This is a genomic window from Streptomyces sp. NPDC033136, assembly GCF_055578235.1.
The window spans coordinates 161922-181290 of the sequence record NZ_JBVIPD010000008.1 but is presented as its reverse complement, the minus strand read 5'-3'; the positions used below and the strand labels follow the sequence as shown (position 1 = coordinate 181290).

Below are 19369 nucleotides of genomic sequence, written 5' to 3'. Positions count from 1 at the left end.
GTGGACGTGCACGGCACAGTGGCCGAGGGCTTCGAGCCGGTGAGGGAAGCGTTCGTACGGAACTTCGAGACGCTCGGCGACCGGGGTGCTGCGGTCGCCGTCTACCGGGACGGGCGGAAGGTCGTCGACCTGTGGGGCGGCACGAAGGACGTCGACGGCACGGACCCGTGGGAGCGGGGCACCGCCCAGGTCGTGCGCTCGGCGACGAAGGGCGTGGCCGCCGCCGTGCTCCTGGTGCTGCACCAGCGCGGACAGCTGGACCTGGACGCGCCGGTGGGGCACTACTGGCCGGAGTTCAAGGCGCGGGGCAAGGAGCGGGTGCTGGTCCGGCACGTGCTGAACCACCGGGCCGGACTCCCGGTCCTCGACCGGCCACTCACCCCGCGGGACGCCCTCGACCCGCTGAAGGGCCCCCAGGTCCTCGCCGCGCAGGCCCCGGTCTGGGAGCCCGGCACCGACCACGGCTACCACGCGCTGACCTACGGCTGGCTGCTCGACGAACTGGTGCGGCGCGTGACCGGGCAGGGCACCGGCGAGTGGCTCGCGTCGCAGGTCACCGGGCCGCTGGGCCTGGACCTCTGGCTGGGCCTGCCGGATCCGGAGGCCGGGCGGGCCGGACGCGTGGGCCGCGTGGAGGGAGCCGAGCCGGCCGGCGGCCTCCGGGCCCGCCCCAAGCGCTCGGTCACCCAGGCCTACGGGGACCCGGCCTCCCTCACCCGCCGGGCCTTCGCGGCGATCACCCCGTTCCCGGAGCAGAACGACCCGGCGTACCGCGCGGCGGCCCTCCCGGCGACCAACGCCATAGCGACGGCGGACGGACTGGCCCGCTTCTACGCGACGCTGATCGGCGACACGGCCGGCGCCGCACGCCTCTTCACGCCCGAGACGGTCGAACTGGCCCGGGCCGAGGAGTCAGCGGGTCCCGACCGGGTCCTGATGGTCGGTACGCGCTTCGGCCTCGGCTACATGCTGCACGGCAGCGCCTCCCCCTTCCTCGCCCCGGGCTCCTTCGGCCACCCGGGCCGCGGCGGCGCCCTCGGCTTCGCGGACCCGGAGACTCAGATCGCCTTCGGCTATGTCACCAACGGCTTCCGCAAGACGGTGACGGCGGACCCGCGGGCCCAGGCGCTGGTGCGGGCGGTGCGCCGAGTGCTGAACCTCTAGACGCCTCCAGACGCCCCAACGCCCGAGACGCCTCTAGACGTGAATGGGGTGGGAGGTCCGCCCGGAGGCCTGGTCGATCTCGTCGTGGGCCTTGGTCAGCAACTGCATGGCGAGTTCGTTGAGCGCCCGGGCCGCGGCGATCTCCTCCCCGACTCTGGGCTGATTGGCGTCGGACCGGTGCCGGCTGGCCTGCCCATGCGCCCGTACCTCCGTGCCGTCGGGCAAGCGGACCATCGCGGCCGCCTCCGTGTGCTGGTCGTCCTCCTTGAACTCCATCTCGACGTGCCATCCGACTGTGGTGTGCATCATGCGGATCACCTCCGGAACACTTAGTTCCAGGGTGCTCCTCGCACCGGCCGGGCGCACCCGCCTGACCGCCACTATCCGGCGTGCAGCATCAGCCCGATGCCGACGACGAGCAGCCCGGCCGCCGCGATCCTCAGCGCCCCGAAGCGCTCCTTGAAGAACACGGCCCCGATGGCGGCGCCCACGATGACCGATGTCATACCCGGCTCATACAGTGATTGGCATGACCCGACCCAAGTTAGGAAGGGCCGCCGTCACACCGGGCGAGCCCGCAGCGATCTACTGCCGCATCTCCCATACCAGGGACGAGGACCAGACCGGCGTCGACCGGCAGGAACGCATCTGCCGGGACATCGCCGAACGCCTCCAGCTCCGCGTCGAGCCGACACACGTCTACATCGACAACAACCGCTCCGCCTGGCAGCGCGACCGCAAGCGCCCCGGTTGGGAAGCGATGCTGAGGGCGATGGGGGACGGAGAGATCCGGCACGTCATCGTCTACCACCCCGACCGCCTCATGCGGCAGCCGAAGGATCTCGAAGAGCTGCTCTCCATCGCCGACGACAAGCGCGTCCTGCTCCACGGCGAGGCGAACCGCCGCGACCTCTCTGACCCCGATGACCGCTTCATCCTCCGCATCGAGGTCGCCCACGCGTGCCGCTCCTCCGACGACACGTCCCGCCGCCTCAAGGACGCCCTGAAGGACCATGCCCGCGAAGGCCGGCCCCACGTGGGGAACCGGCCCTACGGCTACACCGGAGACGGCCGCACGATCGTCGAGGAGGAGGCGGAGATCGTCCGCGAGGTGTACCGCCGCTACCTGGACGGGGAGTCGCCGCACGCCATAGCTCAAGATCTCGTCGCCCGGGGCATCCCCACGTCGAAGGGCAAGGCGTGGAACCCCGAGAACGTTCGACATCTGCTGGCGTCCCACTTCGTGGCCGGGCTGCGGTTCCACCTGGGCGAGGAAGTGGCCGTCGGTACGTGGCCCGCCATCATCGACCGCGGGCAGTGGGACGAGGTGCAGCGGCTCCGGGAGTACCGCGCCCAGCAGCACCAGGACACGAAGAAGCGGCCCATTCGGAACTACCTCCTGCGCGGAGTCGCCACCTGCATGTGCGGCGCGCGTATGGGCGGCACGAACAGCGGCCGGTACGCCTACTACCGGTGCACCCGCTCCGACAACACCGACCAGCAGAAGTGCAACCGCTCCATCTCGGCCGGGCCGCTTGAGGAGTTCGTACGGGACGTGGCGATCAAGGTACTGACGAAGCTGGACACGTCCGGCTACGAGCCCGCCACGACCACACGCCCCGAGGCCGACGTCATCGCGGACGAGAAGGACCGCGCGAAGCTGCGAGAGCTGAAAGAGCTGTGGCTCAACGACGACGACTTCGGCACAGCCGACTTCCAGGCCATGCGTGCACCGATCGTCAAGCGGATGAAGGAACGGCAGCGCAAGACGGTGAAGCGCCCCGTGGCCGTCCTGGAGGGCATCGCCGGTCCGGACGCAGAGGCGAACTGGGAGAGGCTGGAGAAGGCGGAGGACTACGCACGGATGAACGCGATCTACCGGTTCCTGTTCGCCGCTGTGTTCGTCCATCCCCCGACGAGGAAGGGCAGGGGGTTCGATACGGACCGGGTGGACATCAAGCCAAATCCTCTAGGCTGACGGGCCCGGGCAGCGGTAATCAGGTGACTCACGGGCCGGGCTTGCCAAACGTTACGATCCCCCTGCATATCGTTCTGGGGGGAGACTCGATGAAGCGCATCATCGCTGCCACAGTCATGGCCGTCGCCACGCTGACCGCGTGCAGCACCGACGGCACGAAAGTGGGATCCGATTCCGAATCGGCAGCCAAGGCTTCACCCGTATACGGCCGGGACGACTGCCTCAAACGTCTGGACCGGATCTATGTGTCTGGTGTGCCAAGGGATATATCCGTCGACCCGGAGTGCGCAAGTCTCACGCCCGTCGAATACGCCGGGCTCGTGGTCCAGGTCCTCGATGACCATGAAGACGACAGCCTCACGAAGCTTAGAAACACAGTCGCTTGGGACATCGCGTGGGACGGCATGGATGTTGAGATGCAGGAGGCAACGTGCGAACTCCTGCGGAAGGAAGGCATCTACGAGGTCGGAGATCAGATAGGAGGGGGCCGTGCGGACGAGGACGATACGGAGATGGCGCTATATCTCCTCACGAACCAGTGCGGGTCCTGAGTCGCCGACGATGCGTCAGCGGACCTATCCCGCGCTACTTACCAGGAATCCCTCGACGCAGGACTGAGGAGCCGCGCGAGGCGCGCAGCGCTCTTCGGCCCCACGCGGGTGGGGAACTTGGCCGCCTGGCGCTCAACGGCCTGAAGCCACCGCTCGCTGCGACGTCTTTTCACCGCAGCACCTCACGCTCTTCACGGGCAATCTCACGATTCGTGGCGATGTCATCGGCGACTCCAGCAGCCAGCAGTGCGGCACCGGGGCTATGACCAGATCCGACATAGCGCCAGCGGGCATCCGTGATCGTCTCGGGGACGTCAAGGTCTCCTACGTGCTGAGCACGTTCGGCGCGGAGTGCGGCGTAGGTGGTCGAGTAGGCACGGGACTTCGTCAGGATGTGGCCCCGGTAGCCGAGCGTGTGGACCCAGGTGCGCAGATGCAGGGGCGCGTACTCGGGGAGGCCGCCGAGACGCCAGCACGTGTGCATGAGGGTGCGGACATGAGGCGTCACAGGGGCCACGTCGATGTCGTCCCGAGCGACAACCCTGCGGTCAATGCCGGCGCCTGTCTCGTCCGCTCCCTTGGTGACGTACTTCGCAACGTACGCAGCCACAGCATCGTCGTCAGGCCCGTCGTCACCAGTCCGCAGAGAGCGGGCATCGATCTGGGCACCCCAGCGCAGCACCAACTCACCTACGGCCGGGCTGTACGGGGTGTGGACCAGAACCCGGCCAGCCGAGGCGCGCACCGCATCCATGAGCCGATCGGTGGTGCCCCAAGCCGGGGGTTCATCGGCCGGTCCGTCGGGACCGTCGAGGCGGACTACGGCGTGCACATGGACGGCCGCCCGCTTCTGGTACTCGGCGACACGCGCGAAGGACAACCGAGCGTGGTGGGCGAACCGTGACTGCACCAGGCCGGCCGAAGAAGCCAGGCGCCGCCGAACGTCGATGACGAACCTGTCCCACAGCTTGGATGCGTGAGCGTGCCACAGCACATGCCCGGCGTAGTCGTAGCAGTCCGGGCAGAGAGGTTGGCCCACGATCGATGCGTCTGGGGCGTGAACGGTGCCGCAGCCGAGCGGACGACCGTGCTCGCAGGTCCCGCCACCGCGACGAGGACGGCACAACTCCCCCGCTCGATGCACCGGCCCGAAGGACGGCGCAGTCAGGGTGATGAAGAGCCGGGGCCGGGTGCGGACTGTGGCGGGAACGTTCTTGCCACCCAGGAGCCCGGCGCGGACGAGGTGGAAGGTGTCGCCCGCGTGGAGGCGGGAGCAGGCCGGGCAGACGCTTGCACGCCGGTTGCGGCAGCGGATGAGGAGGCGTTCGCCGGGTTCGTTGCGGGTGTCGTAGCGGCGGAGGATCTCGCCGGTCGTCCCGTCGAGAACGGTGGTGGAGCCGGAGAGATGGACGGGGTGAGCGCAGCCACCTGTGCCGGTGACCTGCTCCAGCCAGCGCGAAAATTTCGGGTCTTGCGCGATGCGGATGGCATCGCGATCTGCTTCGGAGAGCTGACGCAGGCGCGCCGCGCGGTCTAGGGCGGCGCGCCGGTCAGCCGGAGTGAGTTGCGGGGTGATGGTGGTGACCTTCCGAAGTGGGCCGCCGAAGCAGCACTGATGGCGGGTGGTGGTGCGTTGTCGGTCATGGGGATCACTCGCTTCCGCGTAGGAGGGCGTTGGGAGGGGTCAGCGGATGGTTCCGGTGCCCCGGCAGACGCGGCAGCGTCGCTGCCGTCCCGTCCAGGTCCTGCGGGCTCCGTCGCCCTTGCAGTGAGGGCACCTCACGCGAGGCATGGGCATGGTGTGTCCTTCCTGCTCAGGTGTGGGAGAAGCTGTTGATCAGCCACGTGACGAGGCCGTGGACCGTATAGATCACCGGCGTCTGACCGAGGTAGAGACCGAAGAGGCCGACGCAGACCGCTTCCCAGGCGCGTACGTCGCGGGAGCGGACGAGGAGGACGGTGATGATCCCGAAGACCACCGCGAACGTGAACGCCGTACCTTCGCTGATCACTTGCCGTCTCCTTCCAGCACCGCAAGGGCGCGGTCAATGGCAGGGAGTTCCGGGGTCATGCCGGAGTACTTCCGGGCCGTCGCCACGGCCTCATCCGTAGCGGTCAGGTGTGAGCGGGCGCGGCTCCAGCCACCGTCCGGACCGGTGCACACAGCCACGCCCCGTTCTTCCGCCGTGATCGCCTGAGCGACGGCCACGGCGTCCTTGTTGAGGTCGCCCAAGGTCATCTCTGCCGTGCCGGGGTCGTTCACTCGGTGGCAGATACGGCCGCCGAGCTGGGCCCTCAGCGCGGTGACACCGGGCCCGAGGTCGGAGCCGACCCGCTGTCCCGCGACGACCAGGTGCAGACCGAGCGCGGCACCCAGCTGCGCCAACCGCAGCAGCAGCGTCGAGCACTGTTCCGCTTCCGCCTTGCTCTCGCGGGTGCCGTCGGACAGGTACAGCTCAGCGATCTCGTCGACCAGGACGACGACCGGGATTGGCCTCAACTTGCCGGGCAGCTCCCAGATCGAGCGCACGCCGGCCGACCGGCAGACACTCATCCGGTCCTGCATGTCGCTCACGAGCGCGGAGAGGACGGCGACCGCTTCCCGGCGGCAGGTCGCCAGCGCGCTCAGACGTCCGGCGAACAGCCCAAGTTCCATACCTCCCTTGCAGTCGATGCCGACGAGGGCGACACGTTGCGGAGCGAGTTGGGTGATCAGCCGGGCAAGGAGCGTCGACTTGCCGGACCGGGTGGCCCCGGCAATGAGCCAGTGCGGTACGAGCCGCAGGTTCATCACCCAGGCACCGCCGCTCTCCATCACGCCGATGAGCGCGGAGAGGAGTTCGGCCGGGGCGGAGGCTAAGCCAGGCCGCTCCAGTGGATCCGTTGCTGTTGCCGTCAGGAGCACGAGCCCGCGTTCGGGCGAGGTCACCCGCACCGCGTGGACCTTCCACGCATGAACGAACGCGTCGGCAGCCTTCAGGTAGGTCGCCGGTGTCTGACCTGCGTGCAGGCGCACGATCACAGTCAGGCCCATACGCGTGGCGCGAGGAAAGGAGAACCGCGGAGCTACCGGCCGCAGCGGATCACCCTTGACCATCAGGTCGCCGAGCAGGCCGCGAGACGGACGCCGGGAGACGGCGAGGTCGTTCAGCATGGCCACCTTGCGCCAGGTGACGACCACTCGGAAGGCTGCAACCGGGTAGCCGACGAGGTACCAGTGCCAGGCCGGACGATGCCGGCGCACAAGGTCCCCCACAACGAGCACCCAGGCCAGCGCCGCCAGGGCGAAGGCGAGCAGGACCGGCCGCATCACGCCGCACCGCCCTTGGCGTGCGCCGCCGTGCCAGGTATGGGGGTGATCGCGTCGGCACGGAAGCTGACTCCGTGCCGTTCGCCCATCGACCACACGAACGCGGTCAGCCCGGTGACCTTGACGATCTGGCCTTCCTCGATGCCCTTGGGTTCACCGGTCACGGCGATCTCGATGACGGAGATCCGCCGTCGGTCCTGTCGCACCGTCACGGCCACGGTGTAGACCGGATTGCCGTCCCGGTCCTTCTTCACCTCCTGTGTCTCGGGGTTGCTGAGCTTGGCTTCTGGCGCGATAGCACAGCGCAGTACGCCGAGCCGCGTCGTGTCCACGGGAATGGACTGCATGTTCTGTGGCCTCCTTGGCCTGTCAGAGCGCCAGCGATGTGCTGACGTCACTTGTCCTTACGAGTTTCGACTATGGAGTGCTGTACGGCGAGGATGCAACTACTTATGCTGACGAGTGATGTCGCGCGTGCGACGTGCCTACGACCCGGAACCGGAGATGCCGAGATGACGGAGATCCAGCGCCCCGGAGCCCTCTACCAACAGGTGGCCGCAGCCATCCGGGAAGCGATCCTGGCGGGAGAGTTCGCCCCCGAGTCCCTGTTGCCGTCCGAAGCCCAGCTCATGGCCCGCTACGGCGTCTCCCGCCCCACCGTCCGCAACGCCATCGCGGCACTGCGCGCCGAAGGACTGATCGACGTCCGGCACGGCAAGGGCAGCTTCGTACGCTCCGACGGACAGCCAACACTCACGCTCGAACGCCGCATCAACCGCGCCCCGAACGGGCAGTTCGTCATGCCCAACGGCGACGCCTGGGACGAGGCCGAGGAACCGAGCGTCTACCGCACCCGCACCACGAAGGCCACCGGCCGACTGCTCAACCTGGGCGAAGAAGAGGAACTGTTCGGCTGCGACAGGCTTTTTGCCGATGCCACCACCGGTACACGCGCGATGCACCGCACGCTGATCCCCTTCGAGGTCGCCGAGACCGTGCCCGCACTCGCGGAAGAACCGGGCCAGCGCCCGACAGCGGTCTATGAGGAGCTCACCAACGCCGGACACACGCTGTGGTGGTCGGAAGCCGTACGCGCCCGTATGCCGCTGCCCGACGAGCGCGCTACGCTCCAGCTCCCCGACGCGACCCCGATCCTGCACCTGACCCGCGTCACCCACGGCAGCGCCGACCGCGCCCTGATCCTCGAAGAACTCCGCATCGGAGCCGACCGCGCGGAAGCCGCCTACCGAATCACCGCCGCCAAGCAGCCCGCCAAACGCCGTCAGGCCTGAGCGGCACCGATGATCGGTCGAAACCACCTTCACTTCCTCAAGGGCGCGCCTGCGGCGCGCCGGGGCGCCCGGCCGCCCCGGCCGGGCATGCGGCGTGACCGCCGGTCCCGTCCGGTCGCCCGGCGCCCCGCACCGCACCGCGCCCGAGGAGTTCGCGCCTCGACCGGTCGCCGAGGGCCGGAGCCCACCGGGCTGGGGGTCGCCGGCCTCCGAGACTTTAGGCAGCCACCATGGGGCGAGCCTCGAAGAACAGGGGGCCCATCGGGCACAAACGCGGGCAGGACCAGTACCTGCCCGATTCGCCGGGCGAGCGTAGGGCCCCCTGTTCACTCGCCCCATGGCAGCTCCCGCCCAAAGTCTCTCCAGCCGACGACGTGCCCACCCGCGCCGCTCATCAGCGAAAACGCCGTTCATCCCACGCCGCCGTCAGTGGTCGCAAGCGTCTCCAGAAGACCGGCCAGCTCCTCCACCTCGATCGGCCGCCCCGCCAGCCGGACGACGCCCCGCCCAGCCCCGTCGGTCGAGGCCACCGCACGCACACCGGACAACTCGAACCCGACTCCCAGAAGGGCCCTGTTCAACCGGTCTGCGGCAGCGCGCGCCTCACGCCACCCTGCGATGTAGTCGACGCCGCGCGCCCACATGCTGGGCTCCACGTCCGCGATGTCGTCCAGGCCGTCACGCAGCCAGTCCTCACCCGCGCCAGTCACTTGGCCACTCCCATCCGTACAGGTAACGGATCGTCAACTCTTCGTGGCCCGGGGCGTATGAGCAGCACAACGACCCCGGTACCATCGGGCACCGGGGAACGCTGTGTCCCCTCCCGGACCACCCCGGTTGCTGCCAGGCGCGGGGGTGGTCCGGTCTCGGTATGAGGTTGTGAAGCGCGGCCCCGTGCTCGGGGTCAGGGGATCCTGCGGGGTCCCGTATGCACCAGGGCCGCGCCCCATTGGCCGGAGAGGTCAGCTCCGGCCGGGGTTCCGGGCCCCCACCGACTCCCGATCGCGTGGGAGTAACGAGGAGGCAGGGGCCCGGAGATCATCAGGACGGTTCGCTCAGTTCCCGGCCGTCCAGGTCGAAGCGGCACCAGACCGTCTTTCCGCCCCGCTCGCCAGGCGTCCACCAGACCGCCGTTGCCACCCGCTGAGCAATCAGCAACCCGCGTCCACTGTCGGGCAGGACCGCTTCCGAGATGTCCGCCATCAGCTCGGGCGAGTACACGTCGCCCATGGGCAGGAGCGGGGGCGTCGAGTCCTCATCCGTGACGCCGATGAAGAGCCACTTCGGGTACAGCTTGAACGCCACGTCAATGCGTCGACAGCCGCCGGGATGCGCCTTGCCTCGATCCGGCACCGCGTGGTTCACGACGTTCCCGACCAGTTCGGACACAGCCAGCCGAGCGTCGTAGATGAGTTCCTCCGCAACAACGCCGCGCAGGAACACGGACGTCGTGTCCCGTGCGATGCGCGCCGTGTTACCGCACTCGGCGAACAGCGTCAGCGTTAGAAAGTGCCCGCCCGAGGACGGCTTCGGTGCCACGAACCAGTGCGCGTATGCATCCAACTCACTCGCCAGGTGCATGGCCTTCCCCGCATCCATGACGTCCCCTTCCGAACCTCTACGGCCCTCATGGCACCGCTTGCTTTCCGGAAAGCCAGTACACGACGCACGGGACGTCACCGGGAGCGTTCACCAGGGGGTTCACGTGAACACCGGCAAACGCAAGGGGGGTTCACCAATGAACCCCCCGACGCGAGAATGCTGTGACACGATGAACACTCGCCGTCATTCTCGGGTTGGCAGGGGAGCATGAGCCGAGAGCCGAACGCCCAGTTGATCGCCGTCATGGACGAGGCGAAGGTCTCGAACAAGGGCTTGGCGAAGCGAATGCAGGACGCCGCTGAACAACGCGGCATCACCCTCGGGACCACACACGTCTCCGTGAAGCGTTGGCGCGAGGGCGCGGGTATCCAGCCGCAGACAGCGGCCATCATGGCTGACGTACTGAGCGCCAAACTGGGGCGCCGCATCTCGTCCGGTGACCTCGGCTTCTTCGATCTCGCGCGGCCGGCCGCCCCTCGGCCGATCGGCTACCCAAGCACGTTGCCCGACGCACTGTCCACACTGTGCGGTCTCGCCGACGAGCGCTCCGAGGCCCCTTCCTCCGACCGATTCACCGTCGAGGACAGTGATCTCAGTGCAGCGGTGCTGTCCTGGATGATCGCGCGCCCTGACGGCATCCAGGCCGATCGACCCACACACCAAAGAGTCGGCATGCGCGACGTCCGCGCCATCAGGGACGCCGCAGGCATGTTCATGCAGCTCGACTTCAAGTACGGCGGCGGTCACGGCCACAAGGCTCTACGCCACTACTTCCGGCACGAGGTTCTTCCCCTGCTGGACGCCAGTTACAGCGAGAAGGTGGGCACCGCGCTATTCGGTGCCGCCGCAGAGGTCTCGCAGTTACTCGCGTGGACCGCGTATGACACGGGAAACCACCGACTCGCCTACCGCTACCTGACGTCCACGCTCCGCCTGACCCAGGTCATCGACGACCGCATGTTCGGCGCCCGTATCCTCGGCAACCTGAGCCACCAGGCGAACTACCTCGGCCACCACACCCAGGCGATCCAACTCGCCCGCGCCGCCGTCGAGGGAGCCAAAGGCCGGGCCAGCCCGCGCGCGATGGCGAACTACTCAGCGATGGAAGCCCGCGCGCTGTCCAACGCAGGTGACCGCAACGCCGCCGGCCGCGCGATGAACGAGGCAGAGCGCCACTTCGAGCGCGCCGACACAGCCGACGACCCCGCATGGCTCGCCTACTTCGACTCCGCGGAGCTCATGGGCGAACTCTGCCACTGCTACCGCGACCTCAAGATGCGCCGTGAGGCCATCGAGCAGGCTCAACGCGCCGTGAACGCCACCGACCCGAAGTACGCTCGCACCCTGGGGTTCTGCCGGATGGTGCTCGCGCAGAGTCAGCTATTGAACGGCGAACTGGAGGCCGCCGTCACTACCGCCAGCTTGGCAGTCGACGGCGGTGATTCCCTCCAGTCCACCCGCTTCCAGCGCTACGTGACCGACTTCCAGGCTGAGGTGAGCGCCCACTCAGCGAACCCCGTCGTCGCCGCGTTCAATGACCAGGTGCGAGAGGCACTCGCCCGCCTGGACGACGACGAGTAGCGGTTACCAAGGCCGCCAGTCGCGTGGTGCCTCATCATCACGTAGGCCAGCCATGCGCCGACGATACTCGGCCGCCGTCCGCTCGTCTTCTTGCACGTTCTGCATGAGCCACGTCGTCATGCCGAACTCTTGCAGCCCCCGCAACGTCTCGTATCCCGGCCAGTCATACAGGTCACGACCGTATGCGCGCACGAAGTCGCCATACTGCTCATCGGTCTGCCACCCCAAGCTGTGGTGCTCAACAGCCGTGACCATGAGATCCCACTCAGGGCGATCAAAGCAGAAGGCCTCAAAGTCGATCAGGATCACGTGCCCCTGATCGTCGACCATGAGGTTCTGCACGTGCGCGTCACCGTGGACCGGTCCCTTGGACGACTCGAAGCACAGCTCGTCGAACTTGTCCCGCAGCTCGTGCCACCGCTTCCGGAGGAACACCTTGTCGCCCTCCGGGATCACAGCCAGGTCAAGACGACGCTGTTGCTTGTCGAAGGGATCGAACGAGGGCAACTCAAGCCCCTCCGGCAGCTTCAGTGAGTGCAGTTCTCGGAGGATGGTCCCAAGCTCCCCATACGTAGCCTTCCGCTCTCCCTCGGCGATCAGGTGCCAGAACGTCACAGGGTGCCCGTCGATGACCAAGGGCTGCTCAAGATCTTCAATGATGCGAGCTGCGGGAAAGCCCTCCTCCTCCAGCCACCGTGACACGGCGACCTCTTTACTCGCTGTTGCCAGCCACTCCCGCCCACGAGGCACACGTACGATCACCGGCGCTGAGGCCAGTCGGAACAACGCGTTCTCACCCAGCCGGATCAGCTCTGCGCCACTCTCATCGAGCCCGGCAGCCTGGCAAGCGGCGACCATCACCCCCGTTGCAGCTGCCGACGTGAACCCCTCTTCCGACCGAGCAGCGTCAACCGTCATGCCCGTACCAGCTCCCCTAGTTATGCACGATCAACCAGCCCACGCCAACGGGTGACCAACCCAACGCACGCCGGACACGACTACGACCGTACCGAGGAGTCAGAGGAGAAGACGAGTGCCGGCTCGGAGAACGGTCAGCGGACGACTTCAACAGCCATGACGCCTTCGAGGCGTTGTGGGCAGAGCCGCCTGGTGCCAGCGCGCGAAGATGTGACCGCTGCGAGCCCTGACCAGATGTGAACAAGACGCAGCGGTCCGTTACCGAGTCCGATACCCTGTCACACCTACCCCATAGGGGAACAACTCCATCTTGGACTTCATGGGGCTCTCAAATCACTGATAGAGCAGGCTAGATCGCGAAATGGGACAAATTGCAGGACGGCGGGATGGTGGCTACAACGCTCTAAAGGGTTTTATCTTCCAGTTTGATGCCTCCCTACTCAAGATTTATGGCGATCCGGGCAGGGAATTCCAACTAGAGGGAGAGCAGGACCTTAGCGTCGAAGACTCATACATCCAAGTCAAGCACCGCGCTCAGAAGTTTTCTAACGCTGCAATCTCTGATGCCGTCAGGCAAATGATCAAACAGTTTTCCCTGAACCGGGAGAAGCGTTTCCTGCTCTACTGTTACTTCCAGGATAAGGCGCCGGGAAGCGAGCTAACGCTAGCTGTCGATGACCTAAGAAGAATCACCAAACAAGACGCTGATGAAATTTCAGACGAACTGCTTGAGGAGTTTTCCAAGTGTCTCACCATCCGCTTCTCTGTCGACTATAAGGAGCAGTTCAAGACTGTCGTAACGCTCTTGATGAAGGAACATTGTCTTCAGACAGAAGCAGAGGCCGTCGCTTGTCACGCCGTTATTCAGAAGTACCTATTTGATCTGGTAGTCAACAACCCTCCTGAAGCGCGTAAGGTCTCGGGAGACAAGCTTCGAGAAGTCGTTGACTCTACACGTTCATCAATCTTCCATTCCGCATACCAGGGACTCCTCGGCAATGAACGATATCTAAGGCTACTAAAGTCGGAAGTAACGCAACGCGGGATCAATTTGCCCAAGCGAGAACGGTTGTTTGTCGTTGAAACGAGACCTTACGTTAATGCGCATGATCTTGTAGATATCGCAGTAGCTGTGCGAAATAGGTTCTACAGGCGACACAACGCCTTCTCTCCATACTTGGTACTCCGGGGAGTGGGTGACCTGACCCAAGTGAAGCGCCTACTGATTGATGCCGAGGTGAAAATATTCGATGGCACGTACTTCAACGGAGACAAGCTGAGACTAGGTGACCTCGTTGCGCCGAAGATTGGCCGCCCAGTCGAACTTAAAATCTCTGGGGAGGAGAACATTCCCGGCATCATAGAGATGACAGAGTTCGCCGACATTTATGATTTCTTCATTTCTTCTCCCTCGAATCTGGTTCAAGACCCTGCCGGAGCCCGGGTCTATCGTCGCTTTGTTGAACGTCCGCAGGATGTAACGAAAGTACTCAAGTAAAGGAGATTCAGTGTCCGGCGCAGAAGTGGTAGCTGTCTATCCAAACAAAATCAAGATCGCAGTCCATGAGATTGCGGACTTAGGTAAAGGTGAACCCGTCGAGGTCGGGTCTTATCTGCGTGTCTACGACGACGAGAAGACATCGCTAATCGCCATCATCGAAAACTACTCAATTGAGGTGAGAGGGGAGGAATCTCCCGACGGGGAGATGAGGAAGGCCTACCTAATTGAAGCTATTCCTCTTGGGTTCATTGGCGAGGATGGCAACTTCCAGCGCGGAGGCGGAGGGATCGCGATTCCTCCCAAGGAGGTAACGGTTGCGAGTCATAGCGAGATCCAGAAGATCTATGATGCGCTTGGAAACGATATTCGCAGGTTTCACTTTGCGCAGCTCTCCCAAGATCAGAAGGTAGCAGTTCCCGTCGACGGTGACAAGTTCTTCAACAGGCATATCGCCGTTGTAGGCTCGACGGGTTCGGGTAAGTCACATGCGATGGCGCGAGTAATTCAGGCTGCAACTGAGATCAGGGATCGCAAGCTTGATCACTACTCCCTCAACAACTCACACGTCGTCATCTTTGACATCCATTCAGAGTACTTGTCTGCCTTTCCTGACGCCAACTATCTGAGTGTTGATTCTCTTACTCTTCCATACTGGCTGCTCAACTCTGAAGAGTTGCAATCTCTGTTCATCGAGAGTGCCGAAGAGCAGTCACACAATCAAGTTGCAACCCTGAAGCGCGGCATCACAGAGAATCGCAGAAAGCACTACTGTGGGCCGGATGAAAAGCGAGATCTAATTCATTACGACTCCCCTCTCTTTTTCGACATCGGGGAGGTGATCGAATACATTCAAGCCCAGAACGAGGAGATGGTTCCGGGGGCCAACAATAAGCCTGTAAATGGGCCACTAAAGGGGAAACTGGTTAACTTCCTTACCCGCCTGGAGAACAAATACACGGATAGACGACTTGACTTCCTACTTGGGGAGAAGGTGAAAGATCTAACCCTTGAGGAGGTGCTTCGACAGTTCACTGGGTATCGAAAAGATCAGTCATCGAATGTCACGATCGTTGATCTTAGCGGAGTTCCATTTGAAGTGCTCAGTATCAGTGTCTCGCTGATCTCCCGCCTACTCTTTGATTACGCCTTCTACTACAAGAAGACGCATAGGGAAGGGAAGGCGGAAACGCCAATCTTGGTCGTTTACGAGGAGGCTCACAAGTACGCCCCTCGAAGTGAACTCTCGCGATTCAGCGCTTCGCGCGCCGCCATTGAACGAATTGCGAAGGAGGGGCGGAAATATGGGATTACGGCCGCCATTGTAAGCCAAAGGCCTGCTGAGATTTCTGAGACGATCTTTTCTCAGTGTAGCAACTTTCTAGCTATGCGCCTGACTAACCCTGAAGATCAGCGTTATGTACGTAGGCTTATTCCTGACTCGCTTGGTCCACTTACCGATTCCCTACCTATGCTGTCATCGGGAGAAGCCCTATTGTTGGGTGATGCCGCCGTCATGCCGTCTGTGGTGAAGTTGAAAGAAGCGAATCCGGCCCCCTCTTCCAGTGATGTCTGCTATATGCAGGAGTGGATCCGCCCTTGGCATGATGTGCTTTTTGGTCCTCTGCTGGAGGATTGGGAAAAATAGCTCCAGCTGTTGAGCTCCGTGCTCTTGGTGGGCGTTTCAACCTCCACAAGGCCACAGACCGATAGCAACGACCGCACCGTCGGCCGCAGCACTGTCCTGACAACGTCTAAGGGGTCCTTGCAGAATGATCTTCTTGTGGCACGGTGGAGATGGACGTGATCCCGTGCTTGGGGGTGATCATGGCTCGGCGAAAGCCGTGGGAGGTCAGCGACGAGTTGTGGGCGGTCATTGAGCCGCTGCTGCCGAAGCATGAGAGGCGGTTCCGGTACCCGGGGCGCAAGCGGATCGATGACCGCAAGACGCTGCAGGGTGTGCTGTTCGTCCTCTACACCGGCATTCAGTGGGAGTATCTGCCGCAGGAGTTGGGGTTCGGTTCCGGGCCTACCTGCTGGCGGCGGCTGGCCGAGTGGCAGGAGGCCGGGGTGTGGGAGGAACTTCAGCGGGTGCTGCTGGACCGGCTGCGGGCGGCGGACCGCCTGGACTTCTCCCGTGTCACCGTTGATGCCTCGCACGTGCAGGCCAAGCGGGGTCGAAGCAGCCCAAAAGTCGGCCCGAGTCCGGTTGACCGTGCGCGGTCGGGCTCGAAGCATCACGTGCTGACCGACGCGCACGGCACCCCGCTGCGGGTGTCGTTGACGGGCCGCACCGCAACGACGTCACGCAGCTGCTGCCGCTGGTTGACGGTGTACCGCCGGTGCGGGGCAAGCGGGGCCGGCCCCGGCGCAAGCCCCGGATGTTGTACGCCGACCGCGGTTACGACCACGACGTGTACCGCCGCCGTCTGCGCGAGCGCGGCATCGTCCCGAAGATCGCCCGGCGCGGTCAGCTCCATGGCTCGGGCCTGGGCAAGGTGCGATGGGTTGCCGAGTCCGCCATCGCCTGGCTCCACGGCCCGCGCCGCTTACGGACCCGCTGGGAGACCCGCGACGACATGCATGACGCCTTCCTCCAACTCGCCCACTGCATGACCCTCGCCCGCAAGATCCCAGCTTTTTGAAAGGACCCCTAAGAGGTTGTCTCACGTGGCAAGTTTCGCGAGCTTCTTGTAGCAGGTCAGGGCAGCGGCCAGGCCGAGGAAGGCGAGGAAGTGCGAGCCCTTTCGTTCGTATCGGACGGTCAGGCGGCGGTAGCCGAAGAGTCAAGCAATCGAGTGCTCGATCTTCCAGCGGTGCCGACCAAGGCGTTCGCCGGACTCGATGCCTGGCCACGCGATGCGCGCGACGAGCCCACGCTCGCGCGGCCAGCTGAGGTGTTCGGCGGAGAAGTACGCCTTGTCCGCACGGAGTTTGACGGGCCGGCGCCGCCGTGGACCCCGGCGGGACCGGACCGCAGGGATGCCGAGGATGAGCGGCTTGAGGGCGAGACTGTCGTGCATGTTCGCACCTGACACGGCGACGGCGAGCGGGACTCCCTGGGCATCGGACAGCACGTGCAGCTTGCTGCCCTTCTTGCCGCGATCGACCGGGTTCGGCCCCGTCAGAGATCCCCTCTTCTGGCGCGACCGGAGGCCGCGTCGACGATCGCCGAGGTCCAGTCCACCTCGCCCCTGACTCCGAGTTCGTCCAGCACCGCCCGGTGCAGCCGACGCCACAGGCCGGCCTCGGTCCATACCGTAAAGCGACGATGCGCGGTGGCGGAGACGTGTCGAACGTCGGCGGCAGATGACGCCAGGCACGCCGCTGGTCAGCACGTACACCACTGCGGTGAACACGGCCCGCTCGTCACGCGGAGCGGTCCCGCCACTTGCGGTCGAGCCGCGAACGTCGGCAGTAACGAGGCGACCAGCTCCCAGAGCTCATCAGGAACCAGACGCTTCGACAGATCAGCACTCACGGCCGGCATCATGCCGCTCGAACATCAAGTCACGTGGCACAGCCTTCTATGCCTTGACCGATGCGGCCGATCTGGCGGCCTGCTCGATCTTCGCGCAGTAGGCGTCGCGGGCTTCCTCATCGATCTGCATCTCGTGTTCGGGCCGCATCCCGGTTCGGCCATCGACGTCTTCGCGCAGGATGTCGGCGTGCCCGGCATGCCGGTTGGTCTCGCCGAGGACGTGGACCAGGATGGCGAACAGGTTCGTGTTGGAATAAGGCTCCGGCCACCACGGCACGTGGCCGGGTGTGTCGAGGGGAAGCTCGTTGATCGTCGCGTCTGAGTGTTCCCACGTGCGCCGGTAGGACTCGATGATCTGATCGCGGGTCTCGTCGGCAGTCGCCCAGAGATCGCTGCCGTCATGGTCCTGCCACCGAGGCAGCGGTTCCGGCGAAGGGCGGTCGAAGACCTCGCCGAAGTACCTGGCCTCGACGGTGGCCACGTGTTTGACCAGGCCGAGGAGGTTGGTCCCGGTCGCTGTCAATGGTCGGCGGGCGTCGTATTCGGACAAGCCGTCGAGTTTCCAGAGCAGCGCCTTGCGGTCCCGCCGTAGTCTCCCGTGCAGGGTGTCCTTGGCGAATTCATCGATCATGCGGCATGAGCCTGCCATGGACTACTCGCGGCCTCAAGATCCCCTACGTGGACCGCAACGACCGGAAGAGTCGAAGCCTGGCCATGGCCACTGCCCTGAGCTTCCGCAAGAAGCTCGCGAAACTTGCCACGTGGGACAACCTCTAAACCATCGGCCAAGAGCCCGCCCCGTGCACGGCCGTGTCGGGAAAATCGCAGACGGTGAGGTTGCTCCCAACAGGCGTGATCCCTGATCCAGACTGCCGATCTGGCGTGATCAAACCTGCTAAGCAAGAAGGCTATTGCTGCCTGAGCAAGGCTTGACCGAGGACTCGCGCAAGGCGGCGATGGGCGCGAGTTCGGCCCTGGTCTGGGCCCACAGGACAAGGGCGTAGGCGGCGACGGACAGGGCGGCGCCGAGCAGATACGGCCATGCTCCGGGCGCCGGAAACGCCACGAACGGCGCCAGGGCCAGCCCGATCACCATCCCTCCGCCCGAGATCAGCGCGAAGCCGGCCAGCTTGTCGGTGATCTTGTGGGCGATGGCGTTCCAGCTGGCGTGGGTGACGGCGGCGAGCAGGACGGCGGCGGTGACCAGCGGTGTCACGAGGTGCGTTCGCGCACGTCCACGAGGGTGCCGCGGGCCTGGCTGACGAGGTCCTCCGGCGCCATGGGGAACACGGCGTACGGCGTCCCCGCGGCGGCCCAGACGAGGTCGTGCTCCAGCAGGGACCGGTCGGCGAGGACACGGGTCCGGGTCCGGTGCCCGAAGGGCGGCACACCGCCGATGGCGTACCCGGTGGTCTCCCGCACGACGTCCGCCCTGGCCCGGGTGACCTTCTCCGCCCCGAGTTCCTCGCGCACGCGCTCGACGTCGACCCGCGAGGCCCCGTCCATGAGCACCAGTACGGGCACGGAGTCCACGGCGAAGATCAGCGACTTGCAGATCTGGCTCAGCTCGCACCCGATCGCGGCGGCGGCCTCGCTTGCGGTACGGGTGGCTTCCGGGAACCGGCGGACCCGGCTCACGAGGTCGCCGAGCCCGGCCTCGCGCAGGGCCTCGACGAATCGGGGGTGTGCTCCGGAGTTCCCGGCGTCAGTGGCGGCTGTCGTCGTCATGCGGGCACGCTAACGGTGCGTGTCCGGGGCACGCGAGCCGGTTTCAGACGGTGCCGTCCTCCGCCGGGACATCCGCGAACTCCCACCACGCCAGGGGCAGCCAGTCGCCGTCGACGAAGCCGTCGACGGATCCCCCGGTGCCCCGGATGGCCACCCGGGTTCCCACGGGATAGGTCTGGCCGGACAGTCCGGGAACCGCGACGAGCAGGGTGCCGATACGTCGTGACAAGGTCGTAGATCCTTTCTCCTCTGAGTGCAAATCATCT

Annotated in this window: 19 protein-coding genes and 3 pseudogenes; 8 read left to right on the top strand and 14 right to left on the bottom strand. The window is 65.2% G+C overall.

From position 1 onward, the window contains the following. Entirely contained in the window at window positions 1-1164 is a 1164-nt protein-coding gene (locus ACZ5TL_RS17710; RefSeq protein ID WP_468590717.1) for a serine hydrolase domain-containing protein, read from the top strand. A gap of 33 nt (window positions 1165-1197) precedes the next feature. Here the strand turns inward: ACZ5TL_RS17710 and ACZ5TL_RS17705 are convergent, their stop codons facing one another. After that, window positions 1198-1473 (bottom strand): DUF1876 domain-containing protein, encoded by a 276-nt coding sequence (locus tag ACZ5TL_RS17705; RefSeq protein WP_468590715.1) that lies wholly within the window; start codon window positions 1471-1473, stop codon window positions 1198-1200. 71 nt (window positions 1474-1544) lie between these two features. Further along, window positions 1545-1667 (bottom strand): annotated as a pseudogene (locus tag ACZ5TL_RS17700) (EamA family transporter); the annotation flags it as partial. A 26-nt stretch (window positions 1668-1693) separates the two neighbouring features. Between ACZ5TL_RS17700 and ACZ5TL_RS17695 the strand changes: the two are divergent. Continuing rightward, window positions 1694-3142 carry a recombinase family protein gene (locus ACZ5TL_RS17695; protein ID WP_468590713.1) on the top strand — a complete coding sequence of 483 codons (1449 nt, stop codon included), beginning with the start codon at window positions 1694-1696 and terminating at the stop codon, window positions 3140-3142. 89 nt (window positions 3143-3231) lie between these two features. Beyond that, window positions 3232-3693, top strand: a complete 462-nt coding sequence (locus tag ACZ5TL_RS17690) for a hypothetical protein (RefSeq protein ID WP_468590711.1) — start codon at window positions 3232-3234, stop codon at window positions 3691-3693. A gap of 169 nt (window positions 3694-3862) precedes the next feature. On the opposite strand, the gene ACZ5TL_RS17685 is transcribed toward ACZ5TL_RS17690, so the two are convergent. From ACZ5TL_RS17685 to ACZ5TL_RS17670, 4 genes are all read right to left on the bottom strand, one after another. Further along, window positions 3863-5212 carry a replication initiator gene (locus ACZ5TL_RS17685; RefSeq protein WP_468590917.1) on the bottom strand — a complete coding sequence of 450 codons (1350 nt, stop codon included), beginning with the start codon at window positions 5210-5212 and terminating at the stop codon, window positions 3863-3865. Between the two features lie 295 nt (window positions 5213-5507). Further along, window positions 5508-5705, bottom strand: a complete 198-nt coding sequence (locus ACZ5TL_RS17680) for a hypothetical protein (RefSeq protein ID WP_468590709.1) — start codon at window positions 5703-5705, stop codon at window positions 5508-5510. Beyond that, window positions 5702-7003, bottom strand: a complete 1302-nt coding sequence (locus tag ACZ5TL_RS17675; protein WP_468590916.1) for an FtsK/SpoIIIE domain-containing protein — start codon at window positions 7001-7003, stop codon at window positions 5702-5704. Before ACZ5TL_RS17675 ends, ACZ5TL_RS17680 begins: the two co-directional genes overlap by 4 nt. Beyond that, window positions 7003-7350 carry an SCO3933 family regulatory protein gene (locus ACZ5TL_RS17670; RefSeq protein ID WP_468590707.1) on the bottom strand — a complete coding sequence of 116 codons (348 nt, stop codon included), beginning with the start codon at window positions 7348-7350 and terminating at the stop codon, window positions 7003-7005. The genes ACZ5TL_RS17675 and ACZ5TL_RS17670 overlap by 1 nt, the downstream gene beginning before the upstream one ends. Before the next feature lie 165 nt (window positions 7351-7515). Between ACZ5TL_RS17670 and ACZ5TL_RS17665 the strand changes: the two genes are divergently transcribed. Then, window positions 7516-8295: a GntR family transcriptional regulator gene (locus ACZ5TL_RS17665; RefSeq protein ID WP_468590705.1), complete on the top strand. Its 780-nt coding sequence runs from the start codon at window positions 7516-7518 to the stop codon at window positions 8293-8295. A 410-nt stretch (window positions 8296-8705) separates the two neighbouring features. On the opposite strand, the gene ACZ5TL_RS17660 is transcribed toward ACZ5TL_RS17665, so the two are convergent. Both ACZ5TL_RS17660 and ACZ5TL_RS17655 read right to left on the bottom strand, forming a co-directional pair. Beyond that, window positions 8706-9005: a hypothetical protein gene (locus ACZ5TL_RS17660; RefSeq protein ID WP_468590703.1), complete on the bottom strand. Its 300-nt coding sequence runs from the start codon at window positions 9003-9005 to the stop codon at window positions 8706-8708. A gap of 331 nt (window positions 9006-9336) precedes the next feature. After that, window positions 9337-9894 (bottom strand): ATP-binding protein, encoded by a 558-nt coding sequence (locus ACZ5TL_RS17655; RefSeq protein ID WP_307175698.1) that lies wholly within the window; start codon window positions 9892-9894, stop codon window positions 9337-9339. 210 nt (window positions 9895-10104) lie between these two features. On the opposite strand from ACZ5TL_RS17655, the gene ACZ5TL_RS17650 reads away from it, so the two are divergent. Beyond that, window positions 10105-11478, top strand: coding sequence for a sporulation protein (locus ACZ5TL_RS17650; RefSeq protein ID WP_468590701.1), 1374 nt, complete (start codon window positions 10105-10107; stop codon window positions 11476-11478). A 3-nt stretch (window positions 11479-11481) separates the two neighbouring features. Here ACZ5TL_RS17650 and ACZ5TL_RS17645 read toward each other — a convergent pair whose 3' ends face one another. Then, window positions 11482-12396: an aminoglycoside phosphotransferase family protein gene (locus ACZ5TL_RS17645; protein WP_468590699.1), complete on the bottom strand. Its 915-nt coding sequence runs from the start codon at window positions 12394-12396 to the stop codon at window positions 11482-11484. Between the two features lie 361 nt (window positions 12397-12757). On the opposite strand from ACZ5TL_RS17645, the gene ACZ5TL_RS17640 reads away from it, so the two are divergent. The 3 genes from ACZ5TL_RS17640 to ACZ5TL_RS17630 all read left to right on the top strand — a co-directional run bounded on the left by ACZ5TL_RS17640 (window position 12758) and on the right by ACZ5TL_RS17630 (window position 16539). Further along, complete coding sequence (locus ACZ5TL_RS17640; protein ID WP_468590697.1) at window positions 12758-13894, top strand: hypothetical protein; 1137 nt, start codon at window positions 12758-12760, stop codon at window positions 13892-13894. Window positions 13895-13904: 10 nt separating this feature from the next. After that, on the top strand, window positions 13905-15542 hold the full coding sequence (locus ACZ5TL_RS17635; RefSeq protein ID WP_468590695.1) for an ATP-binding protein: 1638 nt from the start codon (window positions 13905-13907) through the stop codon (window positions 15540-15542). 179 nt (window positions 15543-15721) lie between these two features. Then, window positions 15722-16539 (top strand): IS5 family transposase gene (locus ACZ5TL_RS17630; RefSeq protein ID WP_468590915.1). Its coding sequence is split into 2 segments (ribosomal slippage): window positions 15722-16184 and window positions 16184-16539, totalling 819 coding nucleotides; the frame shifts between segments, so codons are not numbered across the junction. Window positions 16540-16560: 21 nt separating this feature from the next. Here the strand turns inward: ACZ5TL_RS17630 and ACZ5TL_RS17625 are convergent. From ACZ5TL_RS17625 to ACZ5TL_RS17605, 5 genes and pseudogenes are all read right to left on the bottom strand, one after another. Continuing rightward, window positions 16561-17375, bottom strand: a pseudogene (locus ACZ5TL_RS17625) (IS5 family transposase). A 46-nt stretch (window positions 17376-17421) separates the two neighbouring features. Continuing rightward, on the bottom strand, window positions 17422-18006 hold the full coding sequence (locus ACZ5TL_RS17620; RefSeq protein WP_468590693.1) for a DinB family protein: 585 nt from the start codon (window positions 18004-18006) through the stop codon (window positions 17422-17424). 357 nt (window positions 18007-18363) lie between these two features. Further along, window positions 18364-18591, bottom strand: a pseudogene (locus ACZ5TL_RS17615) (EamA family transporter); the annotation flags it as partial. Further along, complete coding sequence (locus ACZ5TL_RS17610) at window positions 18588-19103, bottom strand: YbaK/EbsC family protein (RefSeq protein WP_468590692.1); 516 nt, start codon at window positions 19101-19103, stop codon at window positions 18588-18590. The pseudogene ACZ5TL_RS17615 and the gene ACZ5TL_RS17610, both read right to left, overlap by 4 nt. Window positions 19104-19146: 43 nt before the next feature. After that, window positions 19147-19332, bottom strand: a complete 186-nt coding sequence (locus ACZ5TL_RS17605) for a hypothetical protein (RefSeq protein ID WP_468590691.1) — start codon at window positions 19330-19332, stop codon at window positions 19147-19149. Between the last annotated feature and the right edge of the window lie 37 nt (window positions 19333-19369).

Excerpts from the sequence above, each read along its gene's own strand:
- ACZ5TL_RS17675 (WP_468590916.1), bottom strand. The coding sequence starts at position 7,003 with ATGCGGCCGGTCCTGCTCGCCTTCGCCCTGGCGGCGCTGGCCTGGGTG.
- ACZ5TL_RS17645 (WP_468590699.1), bottom strand. The coding sequence starts at position 12,396 with ATGACGGTTGACGCTGCTCGGTCGGAAGAGGGGTTCACGTCGGCAGCT.
- ACZ5TL_RS17690 (WP_468590711.1), top strand. The coding sequence starts at position 3,232 with ATGAAGCGCATCATCGCTGCCACAGTCATGGCCGTCGCCACGCTGACC.
- ACZ5TL_RS17670 (WP_468590707.1), bottom strand. The coding sequence starts at position 7,350 with ATGCAGTCCATTCCCGTGGACACGACGCGGCTCGGCGTACTGCGCTGT.
- ACZ5TL_RS17650 (WP_468590701.1), top strand. The coding sequence starts at position 10,105 with ATGAGCCGAGAGCCGAACGCCCAGTTGATCGCCGTCATGGACGAGGCG.
- ACZ5TL_RS17705 (WP_468590715.1), bottom strand. The coding sequence starts at position 1,473 with ATGATGCACACCACAGTCGGATGGCACGTCGAGATGGAGTTCAAGGAG.
- ACZ5TL_RS17620 (WP_468590693.1), bottom strand. The coding sequence starts at position 18,006 with ATGATCGATGAATTCGCCAAGGACACCCTGCACGGGAGACTACGGCGG.
- ACZ5TL_RS17655 (WP_307175698.1), bottom strand. The coding sequence starts at position 9,894 with ATGGATGCGGGGAAGGCCATGCACCTGGCGAGTGAGTTGGATGCATAC.
- ACZ5TL_RS17695 (WP_468590713.1), top strand. The coding sequence starts at position 1,694 with ATGACCCGACCCAAGTTAGGAAGGGCCGCCGTCACACCGGGCGAGCCC.
- ACZ5TL_RS17610 (WP_468590692.1), bottom strand. The coding sequence starts at position 19,103 with ATGACGACGACAGCCGCCACTGACGCCGGGAACTCCGGAGCACACCCC.
- ACZ5TL_RS17665 (WP_468590705.1), top strand. The coding sequence starts at position 7,516 with ATGACGGAGATCCAGCGCCCCGGAGCCCTCTACCAACAGGTGGCCGCA.
- ACZ5TL_RS17640 (WP_468590697.1), top strand. The coding sequence starts at position 12,758 with ATGGGACAAATTGCAGGACGGCGGGATGGTGGCTACAACGCTCTAAAG.